Source organism: Mycobacterium sp. KBS0706 (assembly GCF_005938675.2).
Taxonomy (GTDB): domain Bacteria; phylum Pseudomonadota; class Alphaproteobacteria; order DSM-16000; family Inquilinaceae; genus Inquilinus.
This window is the reverse complement of record NZ_VCCH02000025.1, coordinates 42,187-68,513: the sequence shown is the minus strand read 5'-3', so window position 1 is coordinate 68,513 and position 26,327 is coordinate 42,187. Positions and strand designations below refer to the sequence as shown.

At 69.1% G+C, this 26,327-nt stretch carries 20 protein-coding genes and 1 pseudogene; 16 read left to right on the top strand and 5 right to left on the bottom strand.

Features of this window, described 5'->3' with window-relative positions; all coding sequences use genetic code 11:
• The first annotated feature begins 229 nt into the window (after window positions 1–229).
• From FFK22_RS15850 to FFK22_RS15825, 6 genes are all read left to right on the top strand, one after another.
• Window positions 230–619 carry a cytochrome c family protein gene (locus FFK22_RS15850; protein WP_138891726.1) on the top strand — a complete coding sequence of 130 codons (390 nt, stop codon included), beginning with the start codon at window positions 230–232 and terminating at the stop codon, window positions 617–619.
• 344 nt (window positions 620–963) lie between these two features.
• A complete protein-coding gene (locus FFK22_RS15845; protein ID WP_138891727.1) occupies window positions 964–1,794 on the top strand; it encodes a cytochrome c oxidase subunit II in 831 nt (276 codons plus the stop codon).
• 98 nt (window positions 1,795–1,892) lie between these two features.
• Complete coding sequence (gene ctaD / locus FFK22_RS15840) at window positions 1,893–3,656, top strand: cytochrome c oxidase subunit I (RefSeq protein WP_138891728.1); 1,764 nt, start codon at window positions 1,893–1,895, stop codon at window positions 3,654–3,656.
• Window positions 3,657–3,667: 11 nt separating this feature from the next.
• Window positions 3,668–4,372 carry a cytochrome c oxidase subunit 3 gene (locus tag FFK22_RS15835; RefSeq protein WP_138891729.1) on the top strand — a complete coding sequence of 235 codons (705 nt, stop codon included), beginning with the start codon at window positions 3,668–3,670 and terminating at the stop codon, window positions 4,370–4,372.
• A gap of 15 nt (window positions 4,373–4,387) precedes the next feature.
• Window positions 4,388–5,101, top strand: coding sequence for a heme-copper oxidase subunit III family protein (locus tag FFK22_RS15830; protein WP_138891730.1), 714 nt, complete (start codon window positions 4,388–4,390; stop codon window positions 5,099–5,101).
• Window positions 5,102–5,106: 5 nt separating this feature from the next.
• The gene (locus FFK22_RS15825; protein ID WP_138891731.1) at window positions 5,107–5,478 is read left to right on the top strand and encodes a cytochrome C oxidase subunit IV family protein; all 372 of its coding nucleotides are present in this window, start codon (window positions 5,107–5,109) and stop codon (window positions 5,476–5,478) included.
• Between the two features lie 307 nt (window positions 5,479–5,785).
• Here FFK22_RS15825 and FFK22_RS15820 read toward each other — a convergent pair whose 3' ends face one another.
• A complete protein-coding gene (locus FFK22_RS15820; RefSeq protein ID WP_138891732.1) occupies window positions 5,786–7,396 on the bottom strand; it encodes a M20/M25/M40 family metallo-hydrolase in 1,611 nt (536 codons plus the stop codon).
• A 4-nt stretch (window positions 7,397–7,400) separates the two neighbouring features.
• Complete coding sequence (locus tag FFK22_RS15815) at window positions 7,401–7,652, bottom strand: Lrp/AsnC ligand binding domain-containing protein (RefSeq protein WP_138891733.1); 252 nt, start codon at window positions 7,650–7,652, stop codon at window positions 7,401–7,403.
• Window positions 7,653–8,030: 378 nt separating this feature from the next.
• Here FFK22_RS15815 and FFK22_RS43840 point away from each other — a divergent pair, with 378 nt between their 5' ends.
• The 7 genes and pseudogenes from FFK22_RS43840 (at window position 8,031) to FFK22_RS15785 (ending at window position 18,996) form a co-directional block, all read left to right on the top strand.
• Window positions 8,031–10,625, top strand: coding sequence for a calcium-binding protein (locus FFK22_RS43840; protein WP_143956826.1), 2,595 nt, complete (start codon window positions 8,031–8,033; stop codon window positions 10,623–10,625).
• Window positions 10,626–10,716: 91 nt separating this feature from the next.
• Complete coding sequence (locus tag FFK22_RS15805) at window positions 10,717–13,077, top strand: calcium-binding protein (RefSeq protein WP_138891734.1); 2,361 nt, start codon at window positions 10,717–10,719, stop codon at window positions 13,075–13,077.
• Window positions 13,078–13,176: 99 nt separating this feature from the next.
• Window positions 13,177–15,843 (top strand): calcium-binding protein, encoded by a 2,667-nt coding sequence (locus FFK22_RS15800; protein WP_138891735.1) that lies wholly within the window; start codon window positions 13,177–13,179, stop codon window positions 15,841–15,843.
• Between the two features lie 154 nt (window positions 15,844–15,997).
• Window positions 15,998–16,561 carry a hypothetical protein gene (locus FFK22_RS15795; RefSeq protein WP_138891736.1) on the top strand — a complete coding sequence of 188 codons (564 nt, stop codon included), beginning with the start codon at window positions 15,998–16,000 and terminating at the stop codon, window positions 16,559–16,561.
• A gap of 3 nt (window positions 16,562–16,564) precedes the next feature.
• A pseudogene (locus tag FFK22_RS44775) lies at window positions 16,565–17,029 on the top strand (calcium-binding protein); the annotation flags it as partial.
• Between the two features lie 42 nt (window positions 17,030–17,071).
• Entirely contained in the window at window positions 17,072–17,821 is a 750-nt protein-coding gene (locus FFK22_RS44770) for a hypothetical protein (RefSeq protein WP_373683747.1), read from the top strand.
• 203 nt (window positions 17,822–18,024) lie between these two features.
• Window positions 18,025–18,996, top strand: a complete 972-nt coding sequence (locus FFK22_RS15785) for a calcium-binding protein (RefSeq protein WP_138891738.1) — start codon at window positions 18,025–18,027, stop codon at window positions 18,994–18,996.
• A gap of 6 nt (window positions 18,997–19,002) precedes the next feature.
• On the opposite strand, the gene FFK22_RS15780 is transcribed toward FFK22_RS15785, so the two are convergent.
• Window positions 19,003–20,022, bottom strand: a complete 1,020-nt coding sequence (locus FFK22_RS15780; protein WP_138891739.1) for a substrate-binding domain-containing protein — start codon at window positions 20,020–20,022, stop codon at window positions 19,003–19,005.
• Between the two features lie 56 nt (window positions 20,023–20,078).
• Here FFK22_RS15780 and hisE point away from each other — a divergent pair, with 56 nt between their 5' ends.
• The gene (hisE, locus tag FFK22_RS44415) at window positions 20,079–20,687 is read left to right on the top strand and encodes a phosphoribosyl-ATP diphosphatase (protein ID WP_306770117.1); all 609 of its coding nucleotides are present in this window, start codon (window positions 20,079–20,081) and stop codon (window positions 20,685–20,687) included.
• A gap of 75 nt (window positions 20,688–20,762) precedes the next feature.
• Here hisE and FFK22_RS15770 read toward each other — a convergent pair whose 3' ends face one another.
• Entirely contained in the window at window positions 20,763–23,048 is a 2,286-nt protein-coding gene (locus tag FFK22_RS15770; RefSeq protein ID WP_221938627.1) for a phosphocholine-specific phospholipase C, read from the bottom strand.
• Between the two features lie 177 nt (window positions 23,049–23,225).
• On the opposite strand from FFK22_RS15770, the gene FFK22_RS15765 reads away from it, so the two are divergent.
• A complete protein-coding gene (locus tag FFK22_RS15765; RefSeq protein ID WP_138891742.1) occupies window positions 23,226–23,705 on the top strand; it encodes a cupin domain-containing protein in 480 nt (159 codons plus the stop codon).
• Between the two features lie 33 nt (window positions 23,706–23,738).
• Here FFK22_RS15765 and FFK22_RS15760 read toward each other — a convergent pair whose 3' ends face one another.
• A complete protein-coding gene (locus FFK22_RS15760) occupies window positions 23,739–24,476 on the bottom strand; it encodes a hypothetical protein (RefSeq protein WP_138891743.1) in 738 nt (245 codons plus the stop codon).
• A gap of 128 nt (window positions 24,477–24,604) precedes the next feature.
• Here FFK22_RS15760 and FFK22_RS15755 point away from each other — a divergent pair, with 128 nt between their 5' ends.
• Window positions 24,605–26,107, top strand: coding sequence for a M81 family metallopeptidase (locus FFK22_RS15755; RefSeq protein ID WP_138891744.1), 1,503 nt, complete (start codon window positions 24,605–24,607; stop codon window positions 26,105–26,107).
• The last annotated feature ends 220 nt before the right edge of the window (window positions 26,108–26,327 follow it).

Genomic DNA, 26,327 nt, shown 5'->3' with positions numbered 1-26,327 from the left:
CGACCGGGGCAGTGCGGCCGGGATGGCCGCCGGTCACGTCGACGCGACCCGCCATGGACCAAAGTATAACCCGGCTGCGACATTCCGTCCCCTGTCTTTGTCGGGGGGTGTGGAGCAGCTCAATCAGGACGAATCGCACGGCCCTTGAAGCCGGCGGCGGAAAGCCGGAATATCGCGGCATCGGCACCGTCCGATCCAGCCAGCGTCCAGCCAGCCAGGAGGAAGCGTGATGATGCGTTCGACCCTGATCGGTGCCCTCGCCTTGATGGCTCTCACCACCGCGGCCCGGGCCGATGGCGACCCGGCGGCCGGCGAGAAGGTGTTCACGCAGTGCAAGGCCTGCCACCAGATCGGCGAGACCGCCAAGAACGCCGTCGGGCCGGAGCTGAACGGCCTGTTCGGCCGCCATTCCGGCTCGGTCGCGGGCTACAACTACTCGGATGCCAACAAGAACTCCGGCATAACCTGGGACGAGACGGTGTTCCGCGAATACATCAAGGCCCCGCGCACCAAGATCCCGGGCACGAAGATGACCTTCATCGGCATCAAGGACGACCAGAAGATCGACGATCTGATCGCTTTCCTCAAACAGTTCGACGCCGACGGCAAGAAGAAGTAAGGCGGCGGCTGCGGCCGCCGACATCGGTTGACAATCAAGCGGGCTGACCCGCATCATCAATTTACAGGCCACGGCCGGACAAGTCTGAAGCTGCAAGGGTCGTCTTCGCGTCGACCGTGACGCGGGACGGCCGGGCCAGATGAAGAAGCCGGCCGGCCTTGACGAGTGCGAAGGCCGCTGTCCATGACGATGTGGCCCAACTTCGGGGGAGAACGCCGCGCCGGCCCAACGGGTCAGGGCGCAGAGGCCTCCCGCGCTGTGCCGCCGCATCCCCGCTCCAGCTCAGATCGACCGACGTCCGGCCCCCTCGTCGATGCAATCGCTCAAGACGGGGGTGACCGGAAATGAAGACCGCGCTCGTCCTGGTTCTGGTCGCTATCGGCTCGGTGGTGTTCCACCTGCTGAGCCCGTGGTGGTGGACCCCGATCGCCTCGAACTGGCGCTACATCGACGGCACGATCGAGATCACCTTCTGGATCACCGGCGTGGTGTTCACCGCGATCGTGCTGTTCACCGCCTATTGCGTCTGGCGCTTCCGCCACCGCGAGGGCAACGTCGCCGACTACAAGCCGGAGAACAAGCGGCTGGAGGGCTGGCTGACCATCGCCACCGCGGTCGGCGTGGCGGCGATGCTGGCGCCGGGGCTGGTGGTCTGGGCCCATTTCGTCACCGTGCCGGACGACGCCACCGAGGTCGAGGTGCTGGGCCAGCAATGGCAATGGTCCTTCCGGTTGCCGGGCCAGGACGGCAAGCTGGGCACCGCCTCGACCCAGGCGATCACGCCGGAGAACCCGTTCGGCATCCATGGCGACGACCCCGCCGGCAAGGACGACGTGCTGATCCAGGGCGGCGAGCTGCACCTGCCGGTCGACAAGCCGGTCAAGCTGCTGCTGCGCGCGGCCGACACGCTGCATGATTTCTACGTGCCGCAGTTCCGGGCGAAGATGGACATGATCCCGGGCTCGGTCACCTATTACTGGTTCACGCCGACCCGCACCGGCACCTTCGAGGCGCTGTGCGCCGAGCTGTGCGGCACCGGCCATCCCTACATGCGCGGCACCGTCATCGTCGACGCCCAGGCCGATTACGATGCCTGGCTGGCGCAGCAGGCGACCTACAGCCAGGTCTCGGCGCTGCCCGTGCGGACCGACCGCGAGGTGGCCGCCGCGAAGTAGTTCCGGCCCCGGGAAGGGGAGGGGCCGCGAGGAGGGAACACATTCGGCCGGGACGATCCCCGTCGAGCCCGGCCGGGAGGAAGCAGGAGGACACGCCCATGGTGGACGTCATCCGCGAGCCTGTCGCACCGGTGCCGCCGCTCGAAGTGCCGGATGTCGACCTGTACCATCCGAAGAGCTGGCTCACCACCTGGGTGTTCTCGCAGGACGCCAAGGTCATCGCCGTGCAGTATGCCTGCACGGCCCTGGCGATCGGCTTCGTCGCCCTGGTGCTGTCCTGGATGATGCGGCTGCAGCTGGCCTTCCCGGACGACTTCGCCTTCATCGACGCCACCGGCTATTACCAGTTCATCACCATGCACGGCATGATCATGGTGATCTACCTGCTGACGGCGCTGTTCCTGGGCGGCTTCGGCAACTACCTGATCCCGCTGATGCTGGGCGCGCGGGACATGGTGTTCCCCTACGTCAACATGCTCAGCTACTGGATCTACCTGCTCGCGGTGCTGGTGCTGGTGGCCGGCTTCTTCGCCCCCGGCGGGCCGACCGGGGCCGGCTGGACCCTGTATCCGCCGCAAGCGATCCTGTCCGGCACGCCGGGCGGGCGCGAATGGGGCATCCTGCTGATGCTCGCTTCGCTGATCCTGTTCATCATCGGCTTCACCATGGGCGGGCTGAACTACGTCGTCACCGTGCTGCAGGGGCGGGCGCGGGGGATGACGCTGATGCGGATGCCGCTGACGGTGTGGGGCATCTTCACCGCCACGGTGATGGCGCTGCTGGCCTTCCCCGCGCTGTTCGTCGCCTGCGTGATGATGCTGATCGACCGGCTGCTCGGCACCAGCTTCTTCATGCCGGCCCTGGTCGAGATGGGCGAGCAGCTGAAATACGGCGGCGGCAGCCCGATCCTGTTCCAGCACCTGTTCTGGTTCTTCGGCCATCCCGAGGTCTACATCGTCGCCCTGCCGGCCTTCGGCATCGTCTCCGACCTGATCAGCACCCACGCCCGCAAGAACATCTTCGGCTACCGCATGATGGTGTGGGCCATCGTCGGCATCGGCGCGCTCAGCTTCGTCGTCTGGGCGCACCACATGTATGTCAGCGGCATGAACCCGTATTTCGGGTTCTTCTTCGCCACCACGACGCTGATCATCGCCATCCCGACGGCGATCAAGGTCTACAACTGGGTGCTGACCCTGTGGCGCGGCGACATCCATCTGACGCCGCCGATGCTGTTCGCCCTCGCCTTCATCGTCACCTTCGTCAATGGCGGGCTGACCGGGCTGTTCCTCGGCAATGTCGTGGTCGACGTGCCGCTGTCCGACACCATGTTCGTGGTCGCCCATTTCCACATGGTGATGGGGGTGGCGCCGATCTTCGTGGTGTTCGGCGCGGTCTACCACTGGTACCCGAAGATCACCGGCCGGATGCTGGACGACACGATGGCCAAGATCCATTTCTGGGTCAGCTTCGTCGGTGCCTACGCGATCTTCTTCCCGATGCACTATCTCGGGCTGATCGGCGTGCCGCGGCGCTACTTCGAGCTCGGCGAGACCGCCTTCGTGCCGCCCTCGGCCCATGATCTCAACATCTTCATCACCGCCGCGGCCCTCACCGTCGGCGCCGCCCAGCTCCTGTTCCTGTTCAACCTGATCTGGAGCGTGCGGCACGGCCGCGACGCCGGCGGCAACCCGTGGCGGGCGACGACGCTGGAATGGCAGACGCCGACCACCCCGCCGCCGCACGGCAACTGGGGCCGCGAGCTGCCGGTGGTCTATCGCTGGGCCTATGACTACAGCGTCCCGGGCGCTGCGCAGGACTTCCTGCCGCAGAACCAGCCCGGCGCCGTGCACCACGGCTGAGGGCGCCGGCGATGGTCGTCGTCACCCTGTTCATGCTGGCGCTCGGGGGCCTCTGCCTGCTGTGGCTGGCGCGCCAGGGGCTGATGGAGAAACCGTGGCTGGAGGAGAGCACGGTCGCCAACGTGCCGGCCACCGGCGCCTCGCCGCGGCCGACGCCGCTGATCGGGCTGGGCGTGTTCCTGGCCGTCGCCGGCGCGCTGTTCGCCCTGCTGGTCAGCGCCTATTCGATGCGGATGGCGATGCCGGACTGGCGGGCGCTGCCGGTGCCGGTGCTGCTGTGGATCAACACCGTGGCGCTGGCCGCCGCCAGCATCGGCCTGCAATGCGCCCAGGCAGCGTCCCGGCGCGACGACCTGGCCGACACCCGCACCGGCCTCCTGGCCGGCGGCGCCGCGTCGCTGGTGTTCGTGGTCGGGCAGCTCCTGGCCTGGCAGCAGCTGCACATGCTGGGATATTTCCTGGCCAGCAACCCGGCCAATTCCTTCTTCTACCTGGTCACCGCGGTGCATGGCGTGCATGTGCTGGGCGGCCTGGTGGCCCTGGGCCGCACCGGCGCCCGGGCCTGGCGCGGGGATGAGCCGGAGCGGCTTCGTCTCAGCGTCCAACTGTGCACGCTGTACTGGCATTTCCTGCTGCTGGTCTGGCTGATCCTGCTCGCCCTGCTGACCGGCTGGGCGGACCGCTTCGCCGAGATCTGCAGCCAGTTGCTGACCTAGGGGAGGTCCACGTCGATGGCCGAAACCCATATCGCCGGATCCGTTGTCCGCGCCGAGGGCTGGCGCGGCATCTCGGATGACTGGTCGTCCGACCAGCGCGCCTTCAAGAGCGCGTCCTGGGGCAAGGCGATGATGTGGATCTTCCTGCTCAGCGACACCTTCGTCTTCGGCTGCTTCCTGCTGTCCTACATGACGGTGCGGATGTCGACGGCCGAGAGCTGGCCGAACCCGAGCGAGGTGTTCGCGCTGACCATCGGCGGCGAGTCGATCCCGCTGATCCTGATCGCGATCATGACCTTCGTGCTGATCAGCAGCAGCGGCACCATGGCCATGGCGGTCAATTACGGCTATCGCCGCGACCGGGTGAAGACGGCGGTGCTGATGCTGGTGACCGCGGCCTTCGGCGCCACCTTCGTCGGCATGCAGGCCTTCGAATGGACCAAGCTGATCCATGAAGGGGTGCGGCCCTGGGGCAACCCCTGGGGCGCGCCGCAATTCGGCTCCGCCTTCTTCATGATCACCGGCTTCCATGGCACCCATGTCACCATCGGCGTGATCTTCCTGATCGCCATGGCCCGCAAGGTGCTGCGCGGCGACTTCGAGACCGGCCGGCGCGGCTTCTTCACCAGCCGGCGGGGCAATTACGAGATCGTCGAGATCACCGGCCTGTACTGGCATTTCGTCGATCTGGTCTGGGTGTTCATCTTCGCGCTGTTCTATCTGTGGTGAGGGACATGGCACACGCCGCAACGCATATCGACGAAGGGCATGGGCAGTCGCAACCCGTCGCCCATGCCCAGGGGCAGCAGCACCCGATCAAGCTGTACCTGGTGGTCTGGGGCTGGCTGTTCGTGCTCAGCGCCTGCTCCTACGGGGTCGACTATTTCGCCCTGCAGGGCCTGCTGCGCTGGGGCCTGATCCTGATCTTCATGATGCTGAAGGCTGGGCTGATCGTCGCCGTGTTCATGCATATGAAGTGGGAGCGGCTGGCCCTGGTCTACGCCATCACGGTGCCGCCGGTGGCGCTGCTGGTCTTCGTCGCCATCATGGTGGCCGAGTCCGACTACACCCTGCTGACCCGGATGCTGTTCCTGGGCGGGCAGTAGGGGCGGGCTGCACCAACACACTCCTTCGATCGGCGAGATCGGTCGTGGGTTTGCGAGAAAATTGCCTCTCCCGCATGCGGGAGAGGTCGGAGACGCGAAGCGGCTCCGGGTGAGGGGATAGCGGCCTCGCCGAAAGCACAATTTTCCCATGGGCGAGCGCGTGGTCCGCTTGGTTTTGTGAGGGTGATCCCGGCGTCGCGGCCGAGTAGCCCTCACCCGGTCTCGCTACGTGAGCCCGACCTCTCCCGCAAGCGGGAGAGGCAATCGGACAGTACCCGACAGATGATTGAAGCCGATAGGGCTCAAGTCACCCCCTGATCACCCCATCCGCGATCTCGCGGATCAGCTCCGGCAGCACCTCGAAGGCATACGGCCGATAGATGCGCTCCAGCGGCGTGTGGTAGTCGCGGCCCCAGGGGCCGGCATTGACGATCGGGATCTGCGCCAGGGCCGGGCCGTCGGGCCAGGGCAGGCCGGCGCCCCAGGCCGGGGTGTCGGCGGCGATGGCGGCGACCGAGCTCTCGTCGCCCATGCCGAGGAAGCTCATATCCGAGATGCCGGGGAACCAGGGCTCGAGCCCGATCGTGGTGCCGTGGCGCTCTGCGACCCGGGCCGCGGCCTCTCGCGTCGCCCGCTCCAGCCGCTGCCCGGCCTCGTCATCGCCCAGCGACACCGGCAGATAGGGCATCGACGCCAGGCCCAGCACCACCGCCGGGCCGCTGCGGCCGCTGAAAGCCCACAGCGCCTCGGTGATCCGCCGGCACTGTTCCGGCAGGTCGAGCCCGGCCTCCGCCGCTGCGGCCGCCACCGCGGCGAGCGCCGCTTCGGCCCCGGGCGACCGCGCCAGCACCTCGCGGCGCAGTTCGGCGTAGCGCAGCACCGGCACGTCGGGCACATCGGCCCCGCCGCGCTGCCGCAATTGCGCCGCGACCCCCGCGGCCGCATCGCCGATCAGCCGGGCCAGCGGCGCCAGCACCTCCTCCGGCCCGCGCCGGTACCGCGCCGTGTTCCAGAACATCCAGACCGTGCCGGGGGTGGTGACGTCGTAGCCGGCCTTGCCGTCCTTCATGCCCAGCAGCGTCGCCGGCGTGCCGGAGGCATTGCCCAGGCTCTCGGTCAGCTCCGGCGCCCATTCCACCGCGGCGGCGATGGCGCCCGCCAAGGCGGCGGCGCTGACGCCGTGGATCGTCTCGGCGGCATGGGCGGCGCGGCCGATCACCAGCGCGCTCGGCAGCAGCTTGCCGACGCTGCCCAGCGCCACCGACCGGCCGAAGCGGCCGTCGCCGGTGTCGCCCAGGCAGTCGAGATTGATCGCGGCGTCGAGGCTCAGCCCCAGCCGCTCGGCCAGGCCGGGCAGGGCGCGGGCGGCGCTGCGGGCGCCGGCGGAGTTGACCTCCTCGTCCGGCACGGCAAGGAACAGCAGGTTGCCCTCGCGCTCAGGCTCCGCGGCGGCAGCCTCCAGCACCGCCAGGCCGGCGGCGAGCCCGCCCTTCATGTCGAGCAGGCCGCGCCCGGGCAGGAAGTCCGGCCCGGACAGGTCGGCCAGGGCCAGCCGCTCCGCCTCGCTGCGCGCATCCCGCCGCAGCCGGGCCAGCAGCGCCTCCTTGAGCTGCTCCGGCTCGGTCGCCAGCGGCTGCAGGTCGCCGTAATCGGCGGTCGTCACCGTGTCGAAATGGCCGGTCAGCACCACGGTGCGGCGGCCGCGGCCGCGCAGCAGCGCGGCGACGCTGGCGCGGCCCAGCCGGTCGCCGGCCGGAATGGTCCAGACATCGTCCGGCCGGTCGCGGAAGGCCGGACCGGCGCGCAGCAGGCCGCACAGCGTCTCGGGAAGAGCCACCTCGTTCGCCGTGCCGGTGACGCTGGGGATGCGGGTGAGGGTCAGCGCCCAGTGCTCGGCGCGGGCGGCGAGGTCGGTCATGGTCTCAGCTCTTGCCGGCGAAGGCGTTGAAGGTGATCAGCGTCATCGTGTCCTTGATGTGCGGCAAAGCGTGGATGCGGCTGTTGACGAAGCGGCCGACATCGACGTCCTCCGGCAGGTAGCATTTGACCATCAGGTCGAACTGGCCGGAGATCGAATAGATCTCCGACACCTCCTCGATCTCGTCCACCGCATGCTCGGCCGTGTCGTAGGCGTGGCCCAGCTCGCATTTCACCATGATGAAGATCGGACGCATCCAGCGGCCTCCGTGACTCGGGGTTCCGGGCGATCCTAGCCCGGCCGCGGCGCGAGGTCATGCGGGGGATGGTCCTGCGGCGAGATGGTTCGCCAACCATAATTCTGGCACAGTTTCATAAAATAAGAGGCGCCCCGCTGCTCAATGTTGAGCGGCACCTCGGCCATGCATTGATCCCTGGAGAGGATCCGGCTGTCACAGAAGAGTGTCGAGATAACAATATTTCGCCTTGGTCCTATTGAATGCGGCAGGATCAAGAACAAAAAAAGCCGCCATGAGCAATAGAGAATCATCCGGTCGGGATTTCGGATCGCGGCCGTTTGGCACAGTTCGGTCGTAAGCAATTGCCGATCTGACATTTGAACAGGAGGGGAAATCATGGCCACAGTCAGCTATTCATGGGCCTATGACGTTTTCGGTTTCATCTTGAACAGTGACGCCACCGGAAACCAGGGGGATGTCGCCATCGCCAGAACAGCCGACGGGGGCTATTTGGGGGCGTGGACCGTCGACGGCGGCTTTGTCCAGGGGCGATACGTCGATGCCGACGGCACGCCGGGCGTCGAATCCCAGTTAAACACCACGGTGCTTGACAACCAGTTCGACCCCAGCATGGCGCTGCTGGGCAACGGCCACAACGTGGTCAGCTTCACCGATCACAGCAGCGGCACCGATGTGATTCGGGTCCGCATCCTCGGCGACGGCGCCCCGCCCTCGGATTTCTCGATTTCCACCGGTGCCAAGCCCCAGCGGGAATCCGACGTCGCGGCCGTGGGGGCCGACAGCTTCGCCGTGGCCTATACGCGCGACTTCGGCGGCGGCGACACCGATGTCCTGGTTCAGCGATACGAGGCGGATGGAGACCAGATCGGCGGGGTGATCGTCGTCGACAACGCCAGCGACATGGCCACCGACCATGCCTCGGTCACCGGCCTCGCCTCCGGCGGCTTCGTCGTGGCCTGGGAGCAGAGCCTGATCGCCGGCGGCACCCATTCCGTCTGGTTCCAGCTCTTCGATGCATCGGGCGGTCGGGTGACCGTTGCGGGCGATACGCTCAACAGCCATCACCTGATCGACGGCTTCGGCTCGATCAACCAGGACATCCAGGTCGCCGCCCTGCAGGATGGCGGCTTCGTCGTCGCCTATACCGACAACGGTTGGATAAACGACGGCGGCGAGGGCGTCGATATCACGACGAAGATCTATAATGCCGACGGAACGGCGCGCAGCAACTATCTGCTGGTCAACAGCGACGTTACGGGCGATCAACTCCACCCGACGGTCACCGTCCTGTCCAACGGCTATTTTGTGGTCGGCTGGGTCGGTGGAGGCGTGCTCTACTATCAAGCCTACGATCCGTCGGGCGCCGCCATCGGCTCCAACTACATCGCCCACAACACAGATGTCACCGAAGCCGAGATCGCGGCCCTGGCCGACGGCCAGATGGCCAATGTGCGCGAGAGCTCGTTCACCGACGGCGACGGCAGCTCGGTCCGCAGCTCGGTGCATGCGCTGACCCGCACCACCCTCGGGACGGCGGCCGACGAGACCCTGACCGGCGACGGCCTGCGCGACGTCATGAACGGCGGCGACGGCGACGACATCCTCGACGGCGGTGGCGCGGTCGACACCTTGCTCGGCGGCGTGGATAACGACGTGCTCCGCGGCGGCGCCGGGGCCGACGTGCTCGCCGGCGGCGACGGCACCGACACTGCCAGCTACTACACCAGTGCGGCCGCGGTGACGGTCGACCTCGCCGCCGGCAGCGCCAGCGGCGGCGACGCCGAGGGCGACACGCTGAGCGGCATCGAGAACCTCTCCGGCAGCAACGTGAACGACGACACCCTCGCCGGCGACGCGGGCGCCAACAAGCTGCAGGGCTGGGGCGGCGGCGACGTGCTCCGCGGCGGGGCGGGGGCCGACACGCTCGAGGGCGGGGCCGGCATCGACACCGCCAGCTACTACACCAGCGCGGCCGGCGTCACGGTCGATCTTGCCGCCGGCACCGCCAGCGGCGGCGATGCCGCAGGCGACACGCTGACCGGGATCGAGAACCTCTCCGGCAGCAATCTGGGCAACGACATCCTCTCCGGCAATGGCGGTGCCAACAAGCTGCAGGGCTGGGGCGGCGACGACGTGCTCCGCGGCGGCGCCGGGGCTGACACGCTGGAGGGTGGTGCCGGCATCGACACCGCCGGCTATTACACCAGCGCGGCCGGGGTCACGGTCGATCTCGGCGCCGGCACCGCCAGCGGCGGCGACGCCGCCGGCGACGTGCTGAGCGGCATCGAGACCCTCTCCGGCAGCAATGTCGGAAACGACATCCTCACCGGTGATGCCGGCGCCAACAAGCTGCAGGGCTGGGGCGGCGACGATGTGCTCCGCGGCGGGGCCGGGGCGGACGCGCTGGAGGGCGGCGCCGGCATCGATACCGCCAGCTATTATACCGGCATGGCTGGAGTCTCGATCGATCTTGCCAACGGCACCGTCAGCGGCGATGCCGCGGGCGACACATTCAGCAGCATCGAGAACCTCTCCGGCAGCCAGGGCACCGATGTCCTGGAGGGGGATGCCGGCGCCAACGTCCTGCAGGGTTGGAACGGCGACGACTCGCTCGTCGGCGATCTCGGCAAGGATACGCTGACCGGCGGCGCCGGGGCGGATCGCTACTACTTCACCGCCACCGGCGACAGCGTGGTCGGGGCCGATGCCGACGTGATCACCGACTTCAGCCACGCCCAGGCCGACATCATCGACCTGAACATCATCGACGCCAACACCGGCGTCGCCGGCAACCAGGCGTTCAGCTTCATCGGCCTCAACCTGTACACCGGCGTCGCCGGCCAGCTGCGCTATGCCGTCGCCAACGGCGTCACCACCATCGCCGGCGACGTCAACGGCGACAAGGTCTCCGACTTCCACATCACCCTGACCGGCAGCATCGCCCTCGTCGCCGCCGATTTCGGGCTCTGAGCCGGCCGGCCGCCCCCGACCGGGGCGGCCGTCCGTCCCGGGCCGCGGAGCGCCGTTTCATCGGGATATTCGAACAGGAGAGGGGGGAGTTATGGCCGCAATTTCCTATTCATGGACCACTTTGGTTCCCGGTTTCTACTTGAACGGCGATCCGGCCGGCAGCCAGGGGGATGTCGCCATCGCCGCGACCGCCGACGGGGGCTACCTGGGCAGCTGGAGCGTCAGCAGCAACTATGTCCGGGCACGGTACGTCGATGCCGACGGCACGCCGGGCTTCGAAGGCCAGCTCAACACCACGACGGTCGACACCCAGTTCGACTCCAGCATGGCGCTGCTGGGCAACGGCCGCAACGTCGTCACCTTCACCGATCACAGCGGCGGCATCGACACCATCCGGGTCCGCCTCCTCGGCGTGGGCGAAATCGGCCCGAACAACGATTTCGCGGTGCCAGCTGTCTTGGTGGCCCAGCGGGAATCCGATGTCGCGGCGCTGGGTCCCGACGGCTTCGCCGTGGCCTACACCCGCGACTTCGGTTCCGGCGACACCGATGTCGTGGTCCAGCGATACGACGCGGCCGGAGCCACGGTCGGCGCGGTGATCTCCGTCGACTCCAGCTTCGGCCTGGCCACCGACCATGCCTCGATCGCCGGCCTCGCCTCCGGCGGCTTCGTCGTGGCGTGGGAGCAGTCCGCGGTCATCGGCGCCGGCAGCCATTCCGTCTGGTTCCAGCTCTACGACGCGGCGGGCACCCGCGTGACCGTCGTGGGCGACGCGCCCAACACCCATCACCTGATCGACGACATCGGCTCGATCAACCAGGACATCCAGGTGGCCGGCCTGCAGGATGGCGGCTTCGTCGTCGCCTATGTCGACAATGGCGGGGAGGGCACCGACGGCACCGAGATCACGGCGCAGGTCTACAACGCCGACGGAACGGCGCGCAGCGACTATATCCGGGTCAATGAGGACCCGGCGGGCGATCAGCTGCGCCCGACGGTCACCGTCCTGTCCAACGGCTATTTCGCGGTCGCCTGGGCCGATGACGACGGCTTCCTCTACTACCAGGCCTATGATTCGACGGGCACCGTCCTCGGCTCCAACCTCACGGCCTACACCGACGTCGTCGAAGCCGAGATCGCGGCCCTGGCCGATGGCCGGATGGCCAATGTGCGCGAGAGCGTCCTCACCGATGGCGACGGCAATTCGATCCGCAGCTCGGTGCATGCGCTGACCCGCACCACGATCGGGACGGGGGCGGACGAGACCCTGGCCGGCGACGGCCTGTACGACATCATGAACGGCGGCGAGGGGACCGACATCCTCGACGGGTTCGGCGCCGACGACGACCTGTTCGGCGGCGAGGGCGCCGACACGCTCCGCGGCGGCGCCGGGGCCGATGATCTCGACGGCGGCGCCGGCACCGACACGGCCAGCTACTACACCAGCGCGGCCGCGGTGGCGGTCGACCTGGGCGCCGGCACCGCCAGCGGCGGCGACGCCGAGGGCGACACGCTGAGCGGCATCGAGAACCTCTCCGGCAGCAACACGGGCAACGACACCCTCGCCGGCAATGCCGGCGCCAACACGCTGCAGGGCTGGGGCGGCGGCGACGTGCTCCGTGGCGGGGCGGGGGCCGACACGCTGGAGGGCGGCGCCGGCATCGACACGGCCAGCTACTACACCGGCGCGGCCGGGGTCGTGGTCGACCTCGGCGCCGGCAGTGCCAGCGGCGGCGATGCCGCCGGCGATACGCTGAGCGGCATCGAGAACCTCTCGGGCAGCAACCTCGGCAACGACACCCTCGCCGGCAACGGCGGCGCCAACACGCTGCAGGGCTGGGGCGGCGACGACGTGCTCCGCGGCGGAGCCGGGGCCGATGTGCTGGAGGGCGGCGCCGGCACCGACACGGCCAGCTACTACACCGGCCTGGTCGGGATCGAGGTCAGCCTGACCATCGGCACCGGCAGCGGCGGCGACGCCGCGGGCGACGTGCTGAGCGGCATCGAGAACCTCTCCGGCAGCCAGGGCAATGACGCGCTGGAGGGGAATGCCGGGGCCAATGTGCTGCAGGGCTGGAACGGCGACGACACCCTCGTCGGCCGGACGGGCAAGGACACGCTCACCGGCGGCGCCGGGGAAGACCACTATTCCTTCCTCACCATCGGCGACAGCGTGGTCGGGGCCAATGCCGATGTCGTCACCGACTTCAGCCACGCCCAGGGCGACCGCATTGACCTGGCGGCGATCGACGCCAACACCGGCGCCGGCGGCAACCAGGCCTTCAGCTTCATCGGCGCCAACCTCTACAGCGGGGTCGCCGGGCAGCTGCGCTTCTCCGTCGCCAACGGCATCACCACCATCGCCGGCGACGTCAACGGCGACAGCGTCTCGGACTTCCACATCGTCCTGACCGGCAGCATCGCTCTCGTCGCCGGCGATTTCATCCTCTGAACCGGCCCGGCCGCCCCCGATCGGATACCGGCAGGGGGCGGCCACCCGTCTCGAACCACGGTTCGGTGGTCGGCGCAGATTTTGAACAGGAGAAGGATCATGGCCACTATCAGCTATTCCTGGACCGCCGTCGTCGGCGGTTTCACCTTGAACGACGAGACGGCCGGCAATCAGTCGGATGTCGCCATTGCCGCGACCGCCGATGGGGGCTATCTGGGGTCGTGGAGCGTCGGCAGCGCCGATGTCCGCGGCCGGTATGTCGACGCCGACGGCACGCTGGGCGTCGAAGGCCTGCTCAACACCACGACATCCGGCAACCAGTTCGACGCCAGCATGGCGCTGCTGGGCAACGGCCACAACGTCGTGAGCTTCACCGACAGCAGCGGCGGCGCGGACACGATTCGGCTCCGCATCCTCGGCGACGGCGCTCCGGCCACGGATTTCGCGGTGTCCGCCAACCCCAAGCCGCAGCGCGAATCCGACGTCACGGCGCTGGGCTTCGACGGCTGTGCCGTGGCCTTCACCCTCGACTTCGGTGCCGGCGACACCGATGTCCGGGTGCAGCGGTACAACGCGAACGGGACCGTGAACGGCAGTGCGATCGTCGTCGACAACAACGTCGGCCTGGCCACCGACCATGCCTCGATCACGAACCTCGCCGGCGGCGGCTTCGTGGTGGCCTGGGAGCAGTCCGCGGTCGGCGGCGGCAACCATTCCGTCTGGTACCAGCTCTTCGACGCATCGGGCGGCCGCGTGACCGTTGCGGGCGACGCGCCCAACAGCCATCACCTGATCGACGGCACCGGCTCGATCAACCAGGACATCCAGGTCGCCGCCCTGCAGGATGGCGGCTTTGTCGTCGCCTATGCCGACAACGGCTGGCCGGGCAGCACCGGCACCGATATCACGGCACGGGTCTACAATGCCGACGGAACCGCGCGCACCGCCTATCTGCTGGTCAACACCGACACCGCGGGCGATCAGCTCCACCCGACGATCACCGTCCTGGCCAACGGCTATTTCACGGTCGGCTGGATCGATGGGGACGCGCTTCTGTATCAGGCCTATAGCCCGCAGGGCATCGCCCTCGGCTCCAACTACGCCCCCAGCAATGTCGACGTCATCGACGCCGAGATCGTGGGCCTGGCCAACGGCGAGGTGGCCAATGTGCGCGAGAGCGCGTTCAGCGATGGCGACGGCACTTCGGTCCGCAGCTCGATCCATGCGCTGACCCGTACCACCCTGGGGACGTCGGCGGACGAGGTCTTGGCGGGCGACGGCCTGCGCGACGTCATCAACGGCGACGCCGGCGACGACCAGCTCTTTGGCAGTGGTGCCGACGACAGTCTGATCGGCGGCGAGGGCGACGACGACCTTTTCGGCGGGGCCGGCGCCGATGTCCTCGGAGGCAGTCACGGCAACGACACGCTCCACGGCGACGCTGTCGATGACGTCCTGATCGGCGGTTTCGGCGCCGATGTCCTCGATGGCGGAACCGGCGTCGACACCGCCACCTACGACGGCAGCGCGGCCGGGGTCACGGTTGACCTCGCCGCCGGCACCGGCAGCGGCAGCGACGCCGCGGGCGACACGCTGACCGCGATCGAGAACCTCTCCGGCACCCAGTTCGACGACGTGCTCGCCGGCGACGCCGGCGCCAACACGCTGGACGGACGGTTCGGCGACGACGTGCTCCGCGGTGGGGCCGGGGCCGACACGCTCGACGGCGACTTCGGCACCGACACCGCCAGCTATTATACCGGCGGCGTCGGGGTCACCATCGATCTCGCCGCCCATACCGCGAGCGGCGGCGATGCCGCGGGCGACACGCTGACCAGCATCGAGAATGTCTCCGGCAGCCAGGGCAGCGACACGCTCGCCGGCGATGCCGGCGCCAACAAGCTGCAGGGCTGGAACGGCAACGACGTGCTCCGCGGCGGGGCAGGGGCCGACGTGATGGACGGCGGCGCCGGCACCGACACAGCCAGCTACTTCACCGGATCGGCCGGGGTTACGATCGACCTTGCCGCCGGCACCGCCAGCGGCGGCGATGCCGCCGGCGACATGCTGACCGGCATCGAGAACCTCTCCGGCAGCCAGGGCCACGACATCCTCGCCGGCGACGCCGTCGGCAACAAGCTGCAGGGCTGGAACGGCGACGACGTGCTTCGCGGCGGGGCCGGGGCCGACACGCTCGAGGGCGGCGCCGGCAGCGACACCGCCAGCTATTACACCAGCGCGACCGGGGTCGCGGTCAGCCTCGCCACCGGCACCGCCAGCGGCGGCGACGCCACGGCCGATGCGCTGAACAGCATCGAGAACCTCTCCGGCAGCAACCTGGGCAATGACGGGCTGGAGGGGAATGCCGGCGCCAATGTGCTGAACGGCTGGGGCGGCAACGACGCCCTCGTCGGCGGCGGCGGCAAGGACACGCTCACCGGCGGCACCGGGGCGGACCGCATCTACTTCACCGCCCTCGGCGACAGCGTGGTCGGGGCCAATGCCGACGTCATCACCGATTTCAGCCATACCCAGGGCGACCGGGTCGACCTGACGGGGATCGACGCCAATGCCGGCGCCGCCGGCGACCAGGCCTTCAGCTTCATCGGCAGCGGCCTCTACACCGGCGTCGCCGGCCAGCTGCGCTATGCCGTCGCCAACGGCATCACCACCATCGCCGGCGACGTCAACGGCGACAAGGTCTCGGACTTCCACATCATCCTGACCGGCATCGTCAATCTCATCGCCATCGACTTCGTGCTGTAAGGGCCGGCGCAGGCCTCGGTCGCGCTATCATGTCACGCAGAGCTGCGGTCCGGACCGCGCGGCTGTCTTGTCCATCATCCGTTCATACGACGCGGCGGAGAATGGACAGGGGTAGAGTTTCACGGACGGCCGCTGGACGGGAGGGAGCGGAACGATGGCGTTCATACCCAGCAATCTCACCGCGCTGGACTGGGACCTCACCCGCAATGCCGGATCGTTGTCGGTCCCGATCGAGGATTTCGGCGGCATCGCCTGGACCAGGCTGCAGGTGACCGCCGGCGTCACCTATTATCTGGTCGGCAGCGCCGTCGCTGCCACCGACCCCGGCTCCGGGGTTGCCATCCTCGACTCGGCTGGCAACCCGCTCGCCGCCAGCCCGGCCGGTGCGCTCGGCATCCTGACCTTTTCGGCGACATCGACCGGATCGGTGTTCGTCGGGGTCGCGAACGCCATGGGGTACCCGGGGGCTGCGGACCTCTTCGTCACCACCAACCCGGCATCGGTTCTTGTCGAGGTCGCCGGCGCATACACGGCGCTGGCCGGCGAGCGCGTCGCCGGCCGTGGGGACGCCAATTCGATCGGCCTCGGGGCAGCCGGGCTGGACGCGCTGGGTGGCGGCGGCGACGACACACTCACCGGCAACGGCCTGGACAATCGCCTCAGCGGCGGCGCCGGGGACGATCGCATCGACGCCGAAGACGGCAACGACGCGATCTAGGGCGGCCTCGGCATCGACCGCATCGACGGCGGTGCCGGCAACGACATCGTCTATGCCGGCGACGCCCCCGACGCCGTCCTCGGCGGCGACGGTACCGACCAGCTGCGTGGCGGCGCCGGGGCCGACGGGCTCGATGGCGGTGCCGGCAACGACACGATTTCCGGAGATGCCGGGAACGACCGTGTCCGCGGCGGGATCGACAACGACACGCTGTCGGGAGCTGACGGGGACGACAGTGTCTCCGGTGACGAGGGCGACGACGTTCTCTACGGCGGGGCCGGCGAAGATGGGCTGTTCGGCGAAGCGGGCAACGACACGATCTCCGGGAACGACGCCCATGATTTCATTACCGGGGACGAAGGTGACGATTCGCTCGACGGGGGTGCCGCCAACGACCAGCTTTATGGCGAAGAGAACAACGACGTGCTCCGCGGCGGCGCCGGGGGCGACGACCTCGACGGCGGCGCCGGCCTCGATACCGCCAGCTACTACAACGGCAGCGTCGGGGTCGTGGTCGATCTCGCCACCGGGAAGGGCAGCGGCGGCGAGGCCCAGGGCGACTTCCTGTACAGTATCGAGAACCTCTCCGGCAGCCAGGGCAACGACAACCTCTATGGCAACGCCGGCGCCAATGTGCTGCAGGGCTGGAACGGCAATGACGTGCTCCGCGGCGCCGCCGGGGCCGACCGGCTCGACGGCGGCGCGGGCATCGACACCGCCAGCTACTACACCGGCACGACCGGGGTCGTGGCCAGCCTTGCCAGCGGCCTCGGCAGCGGTGGCGAGGCCCAGGGCGACACCCTGGCCGGCATCGAGAACCTCTCCGGCAGCCAGGGCGGCGACAGCCTCTACGGCAATGGCGGCGCCAATGTCCTGCAGGGCTGGAACGGCAACGACGCCCTCATCGGGCGGGCCGGCAAGGACACGCTGACCGGCGGCGCCGGGGCGGACCGCTTCACCTTCGCCGCCCTCGGCGACAGCGTGACCGGCGCCAATGCCGACCGGATCACCGATTTCAGCCATGCCCAGGGCGACCGCATCGACCTGGCGGCGATCGATGCCAGGTTCACGGTCGCCGGCGACCAGGCCTTCAGCTTCATCGGCACCGCCGCCTTCACCGGCGTCGCCGGGCAGCTCCACACTTGGCACGACGCTGGCCGGACCATCGTCTCCGGCGACGTCAACGGCAACGGCACCGCCGACTTCAACATCGTCCTGACCGGCACCGTCAATCTCGTCACCGGCGATTTCGTGCTCTGAGCCGGACTGCCCCGCGACGTCGCTCAGGTGAAGCCTCGGAACATTCAAAGCCGGACGGCTTGCGCGCCGATCCGGCCTAGGATTTACTGCCTTGGGCCGGACACCGGCTCGGGCCCGTGCGGCGGAATCCGGCTATTCAACTTGCATTTGTGGCTGATTTTTCCAAAAGGCCGGCAGCGGCGATCGATTTGAAGGGGACTGCAATGAGCGGAGCGACACCGGGTGACGACGTGCTCTACGGCACGGAGGGAGGGGATTATCTCGATGGCGGCGCCGGCAACGACCAGATCTTTGGTCTGGGCAGAGGCGATATTCTGATCGGCGGCAGTGGCTCCGATCGTCTGGATGGCGGTCTTGGTTCTGATTTTGCATCCTATAGCGGCTCGTCCGCCTGGGTGTTTGCCAGCCTGAAGAACGGTGCCGTTCACGGCGGCGATGCGGACGGCGACGTCCTAGTCAGCATCGAGAATCTGATTGGATCCACCTTCGCCGACATGCTCGACGGGGATGACGGTGCGAACTGGCTGGATGGCCATGAAAGCAATGACATGCTGGCCGGGTGGGGCGGCGACGACGAGTTGATCGGTGGCGCCGGCGCGGACTCTCTGAACGGTGGCGACGGCACCGACACAGCAGACTATTCGGGCTCGACCGGGGTCGTGGTCGATCTCTTTGCCGGCACCATCAGCGGCGGCGATGCCGCAGGCGATACCCTGACCAGCATCGAGAACATCTCCGGCGGAGGGTACAACGACTACTTGGTCGGGACCAGCGGCGCCAATGTGCTGCAGGGCCGGGCCGGCGACGATGTGCTGATCGGCGCCCGCGGAGCGGACACGCTGATCGGCGGCGCGGGAGCGGACCGCTTTCTCTATGTCGGCACGGCCCACAGCCCCGTCGGGGCGGCGGCCGACCGGATCACCGACTTCACCCGGGGCCAGGGCGACCGCGTCGATCTCTACGGCATCGACGCGAACGCCACGGCCGTCGGCAACCAGGCCTTCAGCTTCATCGGCACCGGCCTCTATACCGGCGTCGCGGGGCAACTGCGCTTTGCCTTCACCAGCCCCGGCATCACCACCATCGCCGGCGACGTCGACGGCGACAAGGTCTCCGACTTCCACATCACCCTGACCCGCACCATCGCCCTCGTCGCGGCCGACTTCGTGCTCTGAGCCGGCTCAGCCGGCCGGCGCCGGGCCGCGGACGGTGCGGCGCCAGACCAGCGGCGCCGGGATCGTCAGCCGCAGCGGCGCGGTGCCTTCCGGCGCGTCCAGCGCCGCCATCACCGCGTCGCCGGTGGCGTCGACCGACTGGTCGAAGGTGGTCAGGTCATAGGCCGACCAGCCGGCCTGCTCGGTGTTGTCGAAGCCGATGATGCAGAGGTCCTCGGGCACCCGCAGGCCCAGATCGTGGCGGGCGGCGTCGAGGAAGCCGAAGGCGACCAGGTCGCTGATGCAGAAGGCGGCGTCCGGCCGGTCCGGCCGCAGCAGCAGGTCATGCGCCGCGGCCCGGCCGGTGGCGTAGACGGTGCGGCCGCCGCGCCACACCGCCGGTTCGATCCCCTCCGCCCGCGCGGCGGCGAGGAAGCTGGCCTCGCGCGCCAGCAGCGCGGGCGTGCCCTGGGCCGAGGTCACCAGGCACGGCCGCCGGCAGCCGGCGCGGCGGAAGGCGGCCACCGCCACCTGGCCGGGCAGGGTGCTGTCGATGGCGATGTTGTCGGGTCCTTCGATCCGGTCGTCGCGGTTGATCAGCACCACCCGCTGGCCGGCGGCGATGCACAGCCGGGTGATGTCCTCCGACGGCGTGCCGGACAGCACGATGGTGGCGTCGGCGCGGTAGTTCAGGATCTGCCGCAGTGCCGAGCGGGCATCGGCATCGCCGCGGCCGCTGGTGCCGATCAGCATGGCGACGCGGCCGCTGTGCTGCAGCCGGTCGGTCAGGGCCCCGACCATCCGCGACCGCAGCGGCGTCTCCAGGTCGGAGGCGACGATGCAGACGATGGCGCTGGACCGCCGGGTCAGGCCGCGGGCCAGGTGATTGACGTGGTAGCCCAGCGCCTCCGCCGCCGCCAGCACCCGCCGACGCGTCTCGTCCGAGACGCTGGCGCCGGGTGTGAAGGTGCGCGAGACGGCGGAGCGGGAGACGCCGGCCCGGTCGGCCACCTGCTGGGCGCTGGCGAAGCTGCGGCGACGCGTCACGACGGAACAGACCTGCTGCGGAGCCACCTGGCGCAGGCGGCGAAACGGCCAATGATATGCACAGCCGTGCAGAAGGCAAGCACCAGGGCTGGTTTTCCATGGCCGCCCATGAGCTATGGATAGTTGACAGGCCAGCCCTTTCGTGTCGAGCTTGCACAGCCGTGCAACATCTGCGGCGCATGGCGCGGACGATCGCAATCCTGTCGTGTCATGAACAGCCCAAGGCGGCTGTGTGGCGGATGGAACACTCGGGCGCCGTGATTGCGGCGCAGACTCCTGCGAGGGCCGTTGGAGGCGGTTCCCGGAGGGAAGCGGAAGGGGTCAAAAAAATGGGTCATCAGACGGTCGCATGGGATCGGCTTCAGGCGCTGGCAGAGGAACTGCGGGAGCGGCGGTCGCGCATGCAGTTCAGCCCGCGCACGGCGAAGCTGCTCGACAGCGGCGTGCCGAAAATGGCGCAGAAGCTGGTCGAGGAGGCGGCCGAGGTGGCGATCGACGCCGTGCGCGGCGAGCGCCAGGCCGTGATCGAGGAGGCCGCCGACCTGATGTTCAACCTGACCGTGCTGCTGACCGAGCTCGAGATCGGCCCCTGCGAGGTCTGGGACGAGATGGACCGCCGCAAGAAGCTCTACGGCATCGCCGAGAAGCTGCCGAAGGACCGGTAGTCCGGCCCGCCGGCGCTCTGGTCTTCATCCTGTTGTGATGGGCCGCGGCGCCGGAGCGCCGCGGCCGCATCTCGTTCAGACAGTCTCGACGGCGAGGCCGCCGATCTTCGGGTCGGTCAGGCTCGGGCGGCCGGTCTCGACGTGGCCGGCGAAGCGGCGCAGGAAGCCGTCGCCGGTCCCCGCCGTGACGCTCAGGTCGAACCAGCCGGAGCTGGCCCGCAGCGACCAGCGGTCGCGCATCAGGGCGCCCGGCCACAGATAATGGTGCCGCGGCGGCTCGGCGCTGTAGCCGTTGCTGACGGTCAGGTAGCAGGGCCGGAAGCCGATATTGCTCAAGAGCAGCGTGATGTCGCCGCTCAACCCGTCCTGCATCAGCCGCACCTCGGGTCGCGCCTCGCCCGACAGGATCGGCGTGAGCCGGCCCTTGAACTGGTTCAGCATGCCGTTCGGCCCGTAGACCGACAGGTCGTAGCTGCGGCCATGGTCCGGGTTCCAGCTGTCCGACAGCGTGTCGCCGGCCCCGACCGTGTATTGCCACGGGCCCCGCCGGTCGGCGGTCGGCTGCATCGGCCGGTCCGGGAACACGGTGTCGTCCGGCTCATAGGGCTTGCCCGCCTCGTCGAAGGTCGCGCCGCCGCCGGCATAGACGGTGAAGCAGGCGCCGACGGTCCCGGCATTGGCGAAATCGATCCAGAAGCCCTGCCCGTCGGGGTCGACCCGACCCTGGGCGCTGAGCCGGTAGGGCAGGGGCCGGGCGCGGCGCTGGCCCTGCTGCTGCACCGGCCGCGACTGGGTCGTGGGCGGCACCGGCCCGGGCCGGCCGGCGGCGGCATCGGCCTGGGCCTTGTAGCGGCTGGTATCCGGCAGCGGCGGCAGGGCGGCGTCGGGGGTGCGGAAGTCGAAGGCCGTGGTCAGGTCGCCGCAGACCGAGCGGCGCCAGGGCGAGATGAAGCGGCAGGGCACGCCGAAGCGCCGTTCGATCAGTTGCAGCACCGAGGTGTGGTCGAACAGCTCGGAGCAGACCCAGCCGCCCTTGCTCCAGGGCGAGACCACCAGCATCGGCACCCGGGGGCCGAGGCCGATCGGCACGCCGTTGAAGTTCTCGTCCCCGACCGGCAGCGTGCTGCGGCCCTGATAGCCGTAGAAGCGGGTGTTCACCGGCGGCACCGGCGCCGGCACATGGTCGAAGAAACCGTCATTCTCGTCGTAGTTCACGATCAGGACGGTCTTGGCCCAGACCTTCGGGTTGCTGGTCAGCGCCTCCAGGATCTTGTCGACGAAGGCCTGGCCGGCGGCGGGGGAGGCGTTCGGGTGCTCGCAGAAGGCGTCGGGGCAGATCACCCAGGACACCTGCGGCAGCCGGTCGGCCTTGACGTCGTCGGCGATCGCCCGCGCCAGGACCGCGTCATAGGGATCCTCGTTCGAGGCCAGCTTGGGGCCGACATAGGCGCGGCCGCGCTTGTACAGGTCCGAACTCTTGCTGATCTTGCGGAAGTCGCGGTGATAGGCCAGCGAGTTGCAGCCATAGTTGGAATAGGCCTGGTAGACCCGCCAGTCGATGCCGTGCTTCTCCAGCGTCTCGGCATAGGCTTCCCAGGCGAGCCCTTCCCAGGGCTCGTCGAGATCCATGTCGGCGGTCCAGTTGTTGTCCAACTCCTGGCCGTGCAGCCGGCGCTTCGGGTTCTGGGGATCGCGGCCGGTCAGGGTGTAGACGCTGGCGCCGCCGGTGTAGTACTGCCGGTTCGGCTCGGTGTTGGCGAAGATCGAGCAGTGGTTGGCGTCGCAGATGGTGAACGCATCCGCCAGCTGGCGGTAGAAGGGCAGGTCGGAGGCGGTGTCGTAATAGCCCATCGACATCCGGCTCTTCAGCGGCACCCAGCTGTCCCAGGTCTTCCACAGCGACTGGTCGAGCTTCCAGCTGTGGTCGGTGCCGTCCATGTGCTGGGCGCTGGTGCTGCGGGTGTCGAGCCGGAACGGCAGCACATAGTCGAGCTTGGCCTGGGCCTTGGGATCGGCCTCGTACCAGCGCTCCCGCTCATGCCAATGGTCCCAGCCGACATTGTCGTAGCCGGTGCGGCTGGCGCCGTTGCGGCCGACGCTCTGGTACCAGACCGGCCGGCCGCTCGGCAGCGGCGCCGGGCGCGGGTCACCGAAGCCGCGGACGCCGTTCAGCGTGCCGAAGTAATGGTCGAAGGACCGGTTCTCCTGCATCAGCACGACGATGTGCTCGACATCGCGCAGGGTTCCGGTGGCGTTGTGGGCGGGGATCGCCATGGCTTGGCGGATGCTGGCCGGCACGGCCATCGCGGCCGCGGCGGCGAGGCCGGTCTTGAGGAATTGGCGGCGGCTGTCGGAGGTCACGATCAGGGTCTCATGGCAACGGGAAGAATCGGACGCCGCTCCTATAACAGCGAACCGTGACGGACCGGTGAAACCGGGTTTCGGAAATGCCGGGAAGGATCCGTCGTGGTTGCGTCAGCCGCAGTCGCGGCGCAGTCTGGCGTCGAACGCCGCGGGAACTTCCGGACCGACCGAAGCATGACCGACCACCACCATCACGAGACCCCAGACTGGCGCCTGAACGGGGTGCGCGTGATCCGCGGCACCGATCTCGACCCCAACACCGCCCAGACGCCGGGCATGGACCGCAAGGCGGCGATCAACGCCGCCCGGGTCGGGGCGCAGAAGATCTGGGCCGGCACGGTCACCATCCATCCCGATGCCAAGACCGGCGCGCACCACCATGGGCCGCTGGAGAGCGTGATCTATGTCGTCCGCGGCAAGGCCCGGATGCGCTGGGGCGAGAAGCTGGAATACGTCGCCGAGGCGGGGGCGGGGGACTTCATCTTCGTGCCGCCCTATGTGCCGCACCAGGAGATCAACGCCTCGACCGACGAGCCGCTGGAATGCGTGCTGGTGCGCAGCGACAACGAGGCGGTGGTGGTCAATCTCGACATCGAGCCGGTGGAGAAGCCGGAGGCCGTCTACTGGGTCGATCCGATCCACAAGCATCCGTGAAGGGCAGGGGCGGCTGCGACCAGCCGCTTGCCGTCACTGGCCCGGCTTGCCCCGGCTGTAGACGCCGGTGAAGCTGACATTCATGCCGCCGCACATCAGGTTGTCGGCCGCCAGCAGATAGGGGCCGACCCGCCACAGCCGGACGCGGCACACGGAATCGTCGCCGGGATTGGCGTCGTAGGGCGCGGCCTCGCCATCGTCGCCGGCGGAGAAGGCGGCCGTGTCGCCGTCCGGCGTCAGCGTGCCGCCGATCTGGCCGACATTGATCGCGCCGCGCGCCACCCGCTCCGGATCGTCGCCGCCATAGGTGGCATTGCCCTCGATCGCGATGGCGTTGCCGGCCGCCTTCCTGATGTCGATCTCCTGCTCGTCGCCGCTGCGCCAGGCGCCGGTCCAATCGCCCTCCGCCGCCTGCGGCGTGTCGGCCAGCGCGCTCAGCGGCAGCAGGCCGGTGGTGGACGAGAATTTCGGCGCGCCGCCGGTGAAGGTGGCGCAGGCATAGGCACCCTGGATGGCGGTGACGACGACGCGGTCATTGGCGACCAGATAGCCCTTCATCCGGCAGGCGGCGCTGTCGTTCGGGCAACCTTGTCCGCCGGACGCCCCCTTGCTGAAATGCACCCGCTTCTGGCCGGGGGCGACGGCCTTCAGCTGCGGCGCGCTGTCCGCGGCGCCCAGGGTCGGGACCACGTCGCAGGTCTCCTGCGCCGCGGCGAGCGAGGGCAGCAGGGCGGCGGCGATCAGGATGGCCGGAAGAGTGATGGGGCGCATGCGAATCTCCATAGGGCGGCCATCCTAGGCCGCGACGACTGGAGCGTCATCCCGGCGGCGCGCGCGGCTCGACCCTCCGCCGCGGCTGTGCGATGACGGTGCGGTGACGGATCGAGGGGAGTAGGGACATGCGGATCGCGGTCGGCGGGTTCCAGCACGAGACCAACAGCTTCGCCTCGGTGAAGGCCGGCTACTCGCAGTTCGAGATGGCGGATGGCTGGCCCGGCCTGTCGCGCGGCGCGGCGCTGGCGCCGGCCCTGGCCGGGATCAACCTGCCGGCCGGCGGCTTCCTCGCGGCCGCCGCGGCGGCGGGGCACGAGATCGCGCCGCTCCTGTGGTGCTCGGCCTCGCCCTCGGCGCCGGTGACCGACGATGCTTTCGAACGGATCACGGCGATGCTGGTCGAAGATCTGCGCGCTGCCGGGCCGGTCGACGCCGTCTATCTCGACCTGCACGGCGCCATGGTCACCGAGAGCGTGCCGGACGGGGAGGGCGAGATCCTGGCCCGCATCCGCGCCGTGACCGGGCCGGACATCCCGGTCGTGGCCAGCCTCGACCTGCACGCCAATGTCACCCGGCGGATGGTCGACATGTCCGACCTGCTGGTGCCCTACCGCACCTATCCGCATGTCGACATGGCCGAAACCGGGGCGCGGGCGGCGGCGCTGCTGGACCGCATCCTGTCCGGCTGGCGGCCCGGCAAGGCGTTCCGGCAGGCGGAGTTCCTGGTGTCGCTGGTGGCGCAGTGCACGCTCAGCGACCCGGCGCGCCGCCTCTATGCGCTGATGGCCGAGCTGGAGCGCCGGCACGACGTCTCGCTCGGTTTCTCGATGGGCTTCCCGGCGGCGGATTTCGCCGATTGCGGGCCCAGCCTGGTCGGCTACGGCGCCGATCCCGCGGCGCTGGAAGCGGCGGTGGACGCGATGGCGGCGGCGATCGCCGCCGCCGAGCCGGACTTCGTGCCGGTGCTGCTGCAGCCCGACGCGGCGGTGGCCGAGGCCCGGCGCCGGGCCGCCGGGGCGGGGCGGCCGGTGGTGCTGGCCGACACCCAGGACAATCCCGGCGGCGGCGCCGAATCCGACGGGGTGGTGCTGCTGGAGGCGCTGATCCGCGGCGGGGCCGAGGGCGCGGTGCTGGGCCTGCTGGCCGATGCGGCGACCGCCGAGGCCGCCCATGCCGCCGGCATCGGGGCAGTGCTGGACCGCGGCATCGGTGCCGGCACCGCCTATCGCGGCCAGCAGCCTCTGCGGGCGGAATGGACGGTGGAGGCGTTGGGCGACGGCCGCTTCACCGGCACCGGCCCGTTCTACGGCGGCAACCGCATGCAGCTCGGACCGATGGCGCTGCTGCGCCATTCGGGCGGCGTCCGCGTCGCTGTGTGCAGCCGCAAGCAGCAGGCGGCCGACCAGGCGATGTTCCGCCATCTCGGGGTCGAGCCGGCGGAGCAGTCGATCCTGGCGCTGAAGAGCTCGGTCCATTTCCGCGCCGATTTCGAGCCGATCGCCGAGGCGGTGCTGGTGGTCGAGGCGCCGGGCCCGAACCTGGCCGACCCGGCCGCCCAGCCCTTCACCCGCCTGCGCGACGGCGTTCGCCTGCGTCCGCTGGGACCGGCCTTCTTCCGGCGGCGGTAGCAGCGCGGTCGAGGATTATTGCGTTGCCTCTCCCGCCTGGCGGGAGAGGTCGGGCTCGCGCAGCGAGACCGGGTGAGGGCTGGTCCCGGCCTCGACAAAGGGGCCTCACCCTGAAAAAGAACGTCATGGCGAGCCCCGCAGGGGCGTGGCCATCCAGCGAAAACCCTGACGTTGCGATGACGATTCCATGGGATGCGATTTCCTTTGACTAATTGTTCCC

Excerpts from the sequence above, each read along its gene's own strand:
- FFK22_RS15850 (WP_138891726.1), top strand. The coding sequence starts at position 230 with ATGATGCGTTCGACCCTGATCGGTGCCCTCGCCTTGATGGCTCTCACC.
- FFK22_RS15845 (WP_138891727.1), top strand. The coding sequence starts at position 964 with ATGAAGACCGCGCTCGTCCTGGTTCTGGTCGCTATCGGCTCGGTGGTG.
- ctaD (WP_138891728.1), top strand. The coding sequence starts at position 1,893 with ATGGTGGACGTCATCCGCGAGCCTGTCGCACCGGTGCCGCCGCTCGAA.
- FFK22_RS15835 (WP_138891729.1), top strand. The coding sequence starts at position 3,668 with ATGGTCGTCGTCACCCTGTTCATGCTGGCGCTCGGGGGCCTCTGCCTG.
- FFK22_RS15830 (WP_138891730.1), top strand. The coding sequence starts at position 4,388 with ATGGCCGAAACCCATATCGCCGGATCCGTTGTCCGCGCCGAGGGCTGG.
- FFK22_RS15825 (WP_138891731.1), top strand. The coding sequence starts at position 5,107 with ATGGCACACGCCGCAACGCATATCGACGAAGGGCATGGGCAGTCGCAA.
- FFK22_RS15820 (WP_138891732.1), bottom strand. The coding sequence starts at position 7,396 with ATGACCGACCTCGCCGCCCGCGCCGAGCACTGGGCGCTGACCCTCACC.
- FFK22_RS15815 (WP_138891733.1), bottom strand. The coding sequence starts at position 7,652 with ATGCGTCCGATCTTCATCATGGTGAAATGCGAGCTGGGCCACGCCTAC.
- FFK22_RS43840 (WP_143956826.1), top strand. The coding sequence starts at position 8,031 with ATGGCCACAGTCAGCTATTCATGGGCCTATGACGTTTTCGGTTTCATC.
- FFK22_RS15805 (WP_138891734.1), top strand. The coding sequence starts at position 10,717 with ATGGCCGCAATTTCCTATTCATGGACCACTTTGGTTCCCGGTTTCTAC.
- FFK22_RS15800 (WP_138891735.1), top strand. The coding sequence starts at position 13,177 with ATGGCCACTATCAGCTATTCCTGGACCGCCGTCGTCGGCGGTTTCACC.
- FFK22_RS15795 (WP_138891736.1), top strand. The coding sequence starts at position 15,998 with ATGGCGTTCATACCCAGCAATCTCACCGCGCTGGACTGGGACCTCACC.
- FFK22_RS15785 (WP_138891738.1), top strand. The coding sequence starts at position 18,025 with ATGAGCGGAGCGACACCGGGTGACGACGTGCTCTACGGCACGGAGGGA.
- hisE (WP_306770117.1), top strand. The coding sequence starts at position 20,079 with ATGCACAGCCGTGCAGAAGGCAAGCACCAGGGCTGGTTTTCCATGGCC.
- FFK22_RS15765 (WP_138891742.1), top strand. The coding sequence starts at position 23,226 with ATGACCGACCACCACCATCACGAGACCCCAGACTGGCGCCTGAACGGG.
- FFK22_RS15760 (WP_138891743.1), bottom strand. The coding sequence starts at position 24,476 with ATGCGCCCCATCACTCTTCCGGCCATCCTGATCGCCGCCGCCCTGCTG.
- FFK22_RS15755 (WP_138891744.1), top strand. The coding sequence starts at position 24,605 with ATGCGGATCGCGGTCGGCGGGTTCCAGCACGAGACCAACAGCTTCGCC.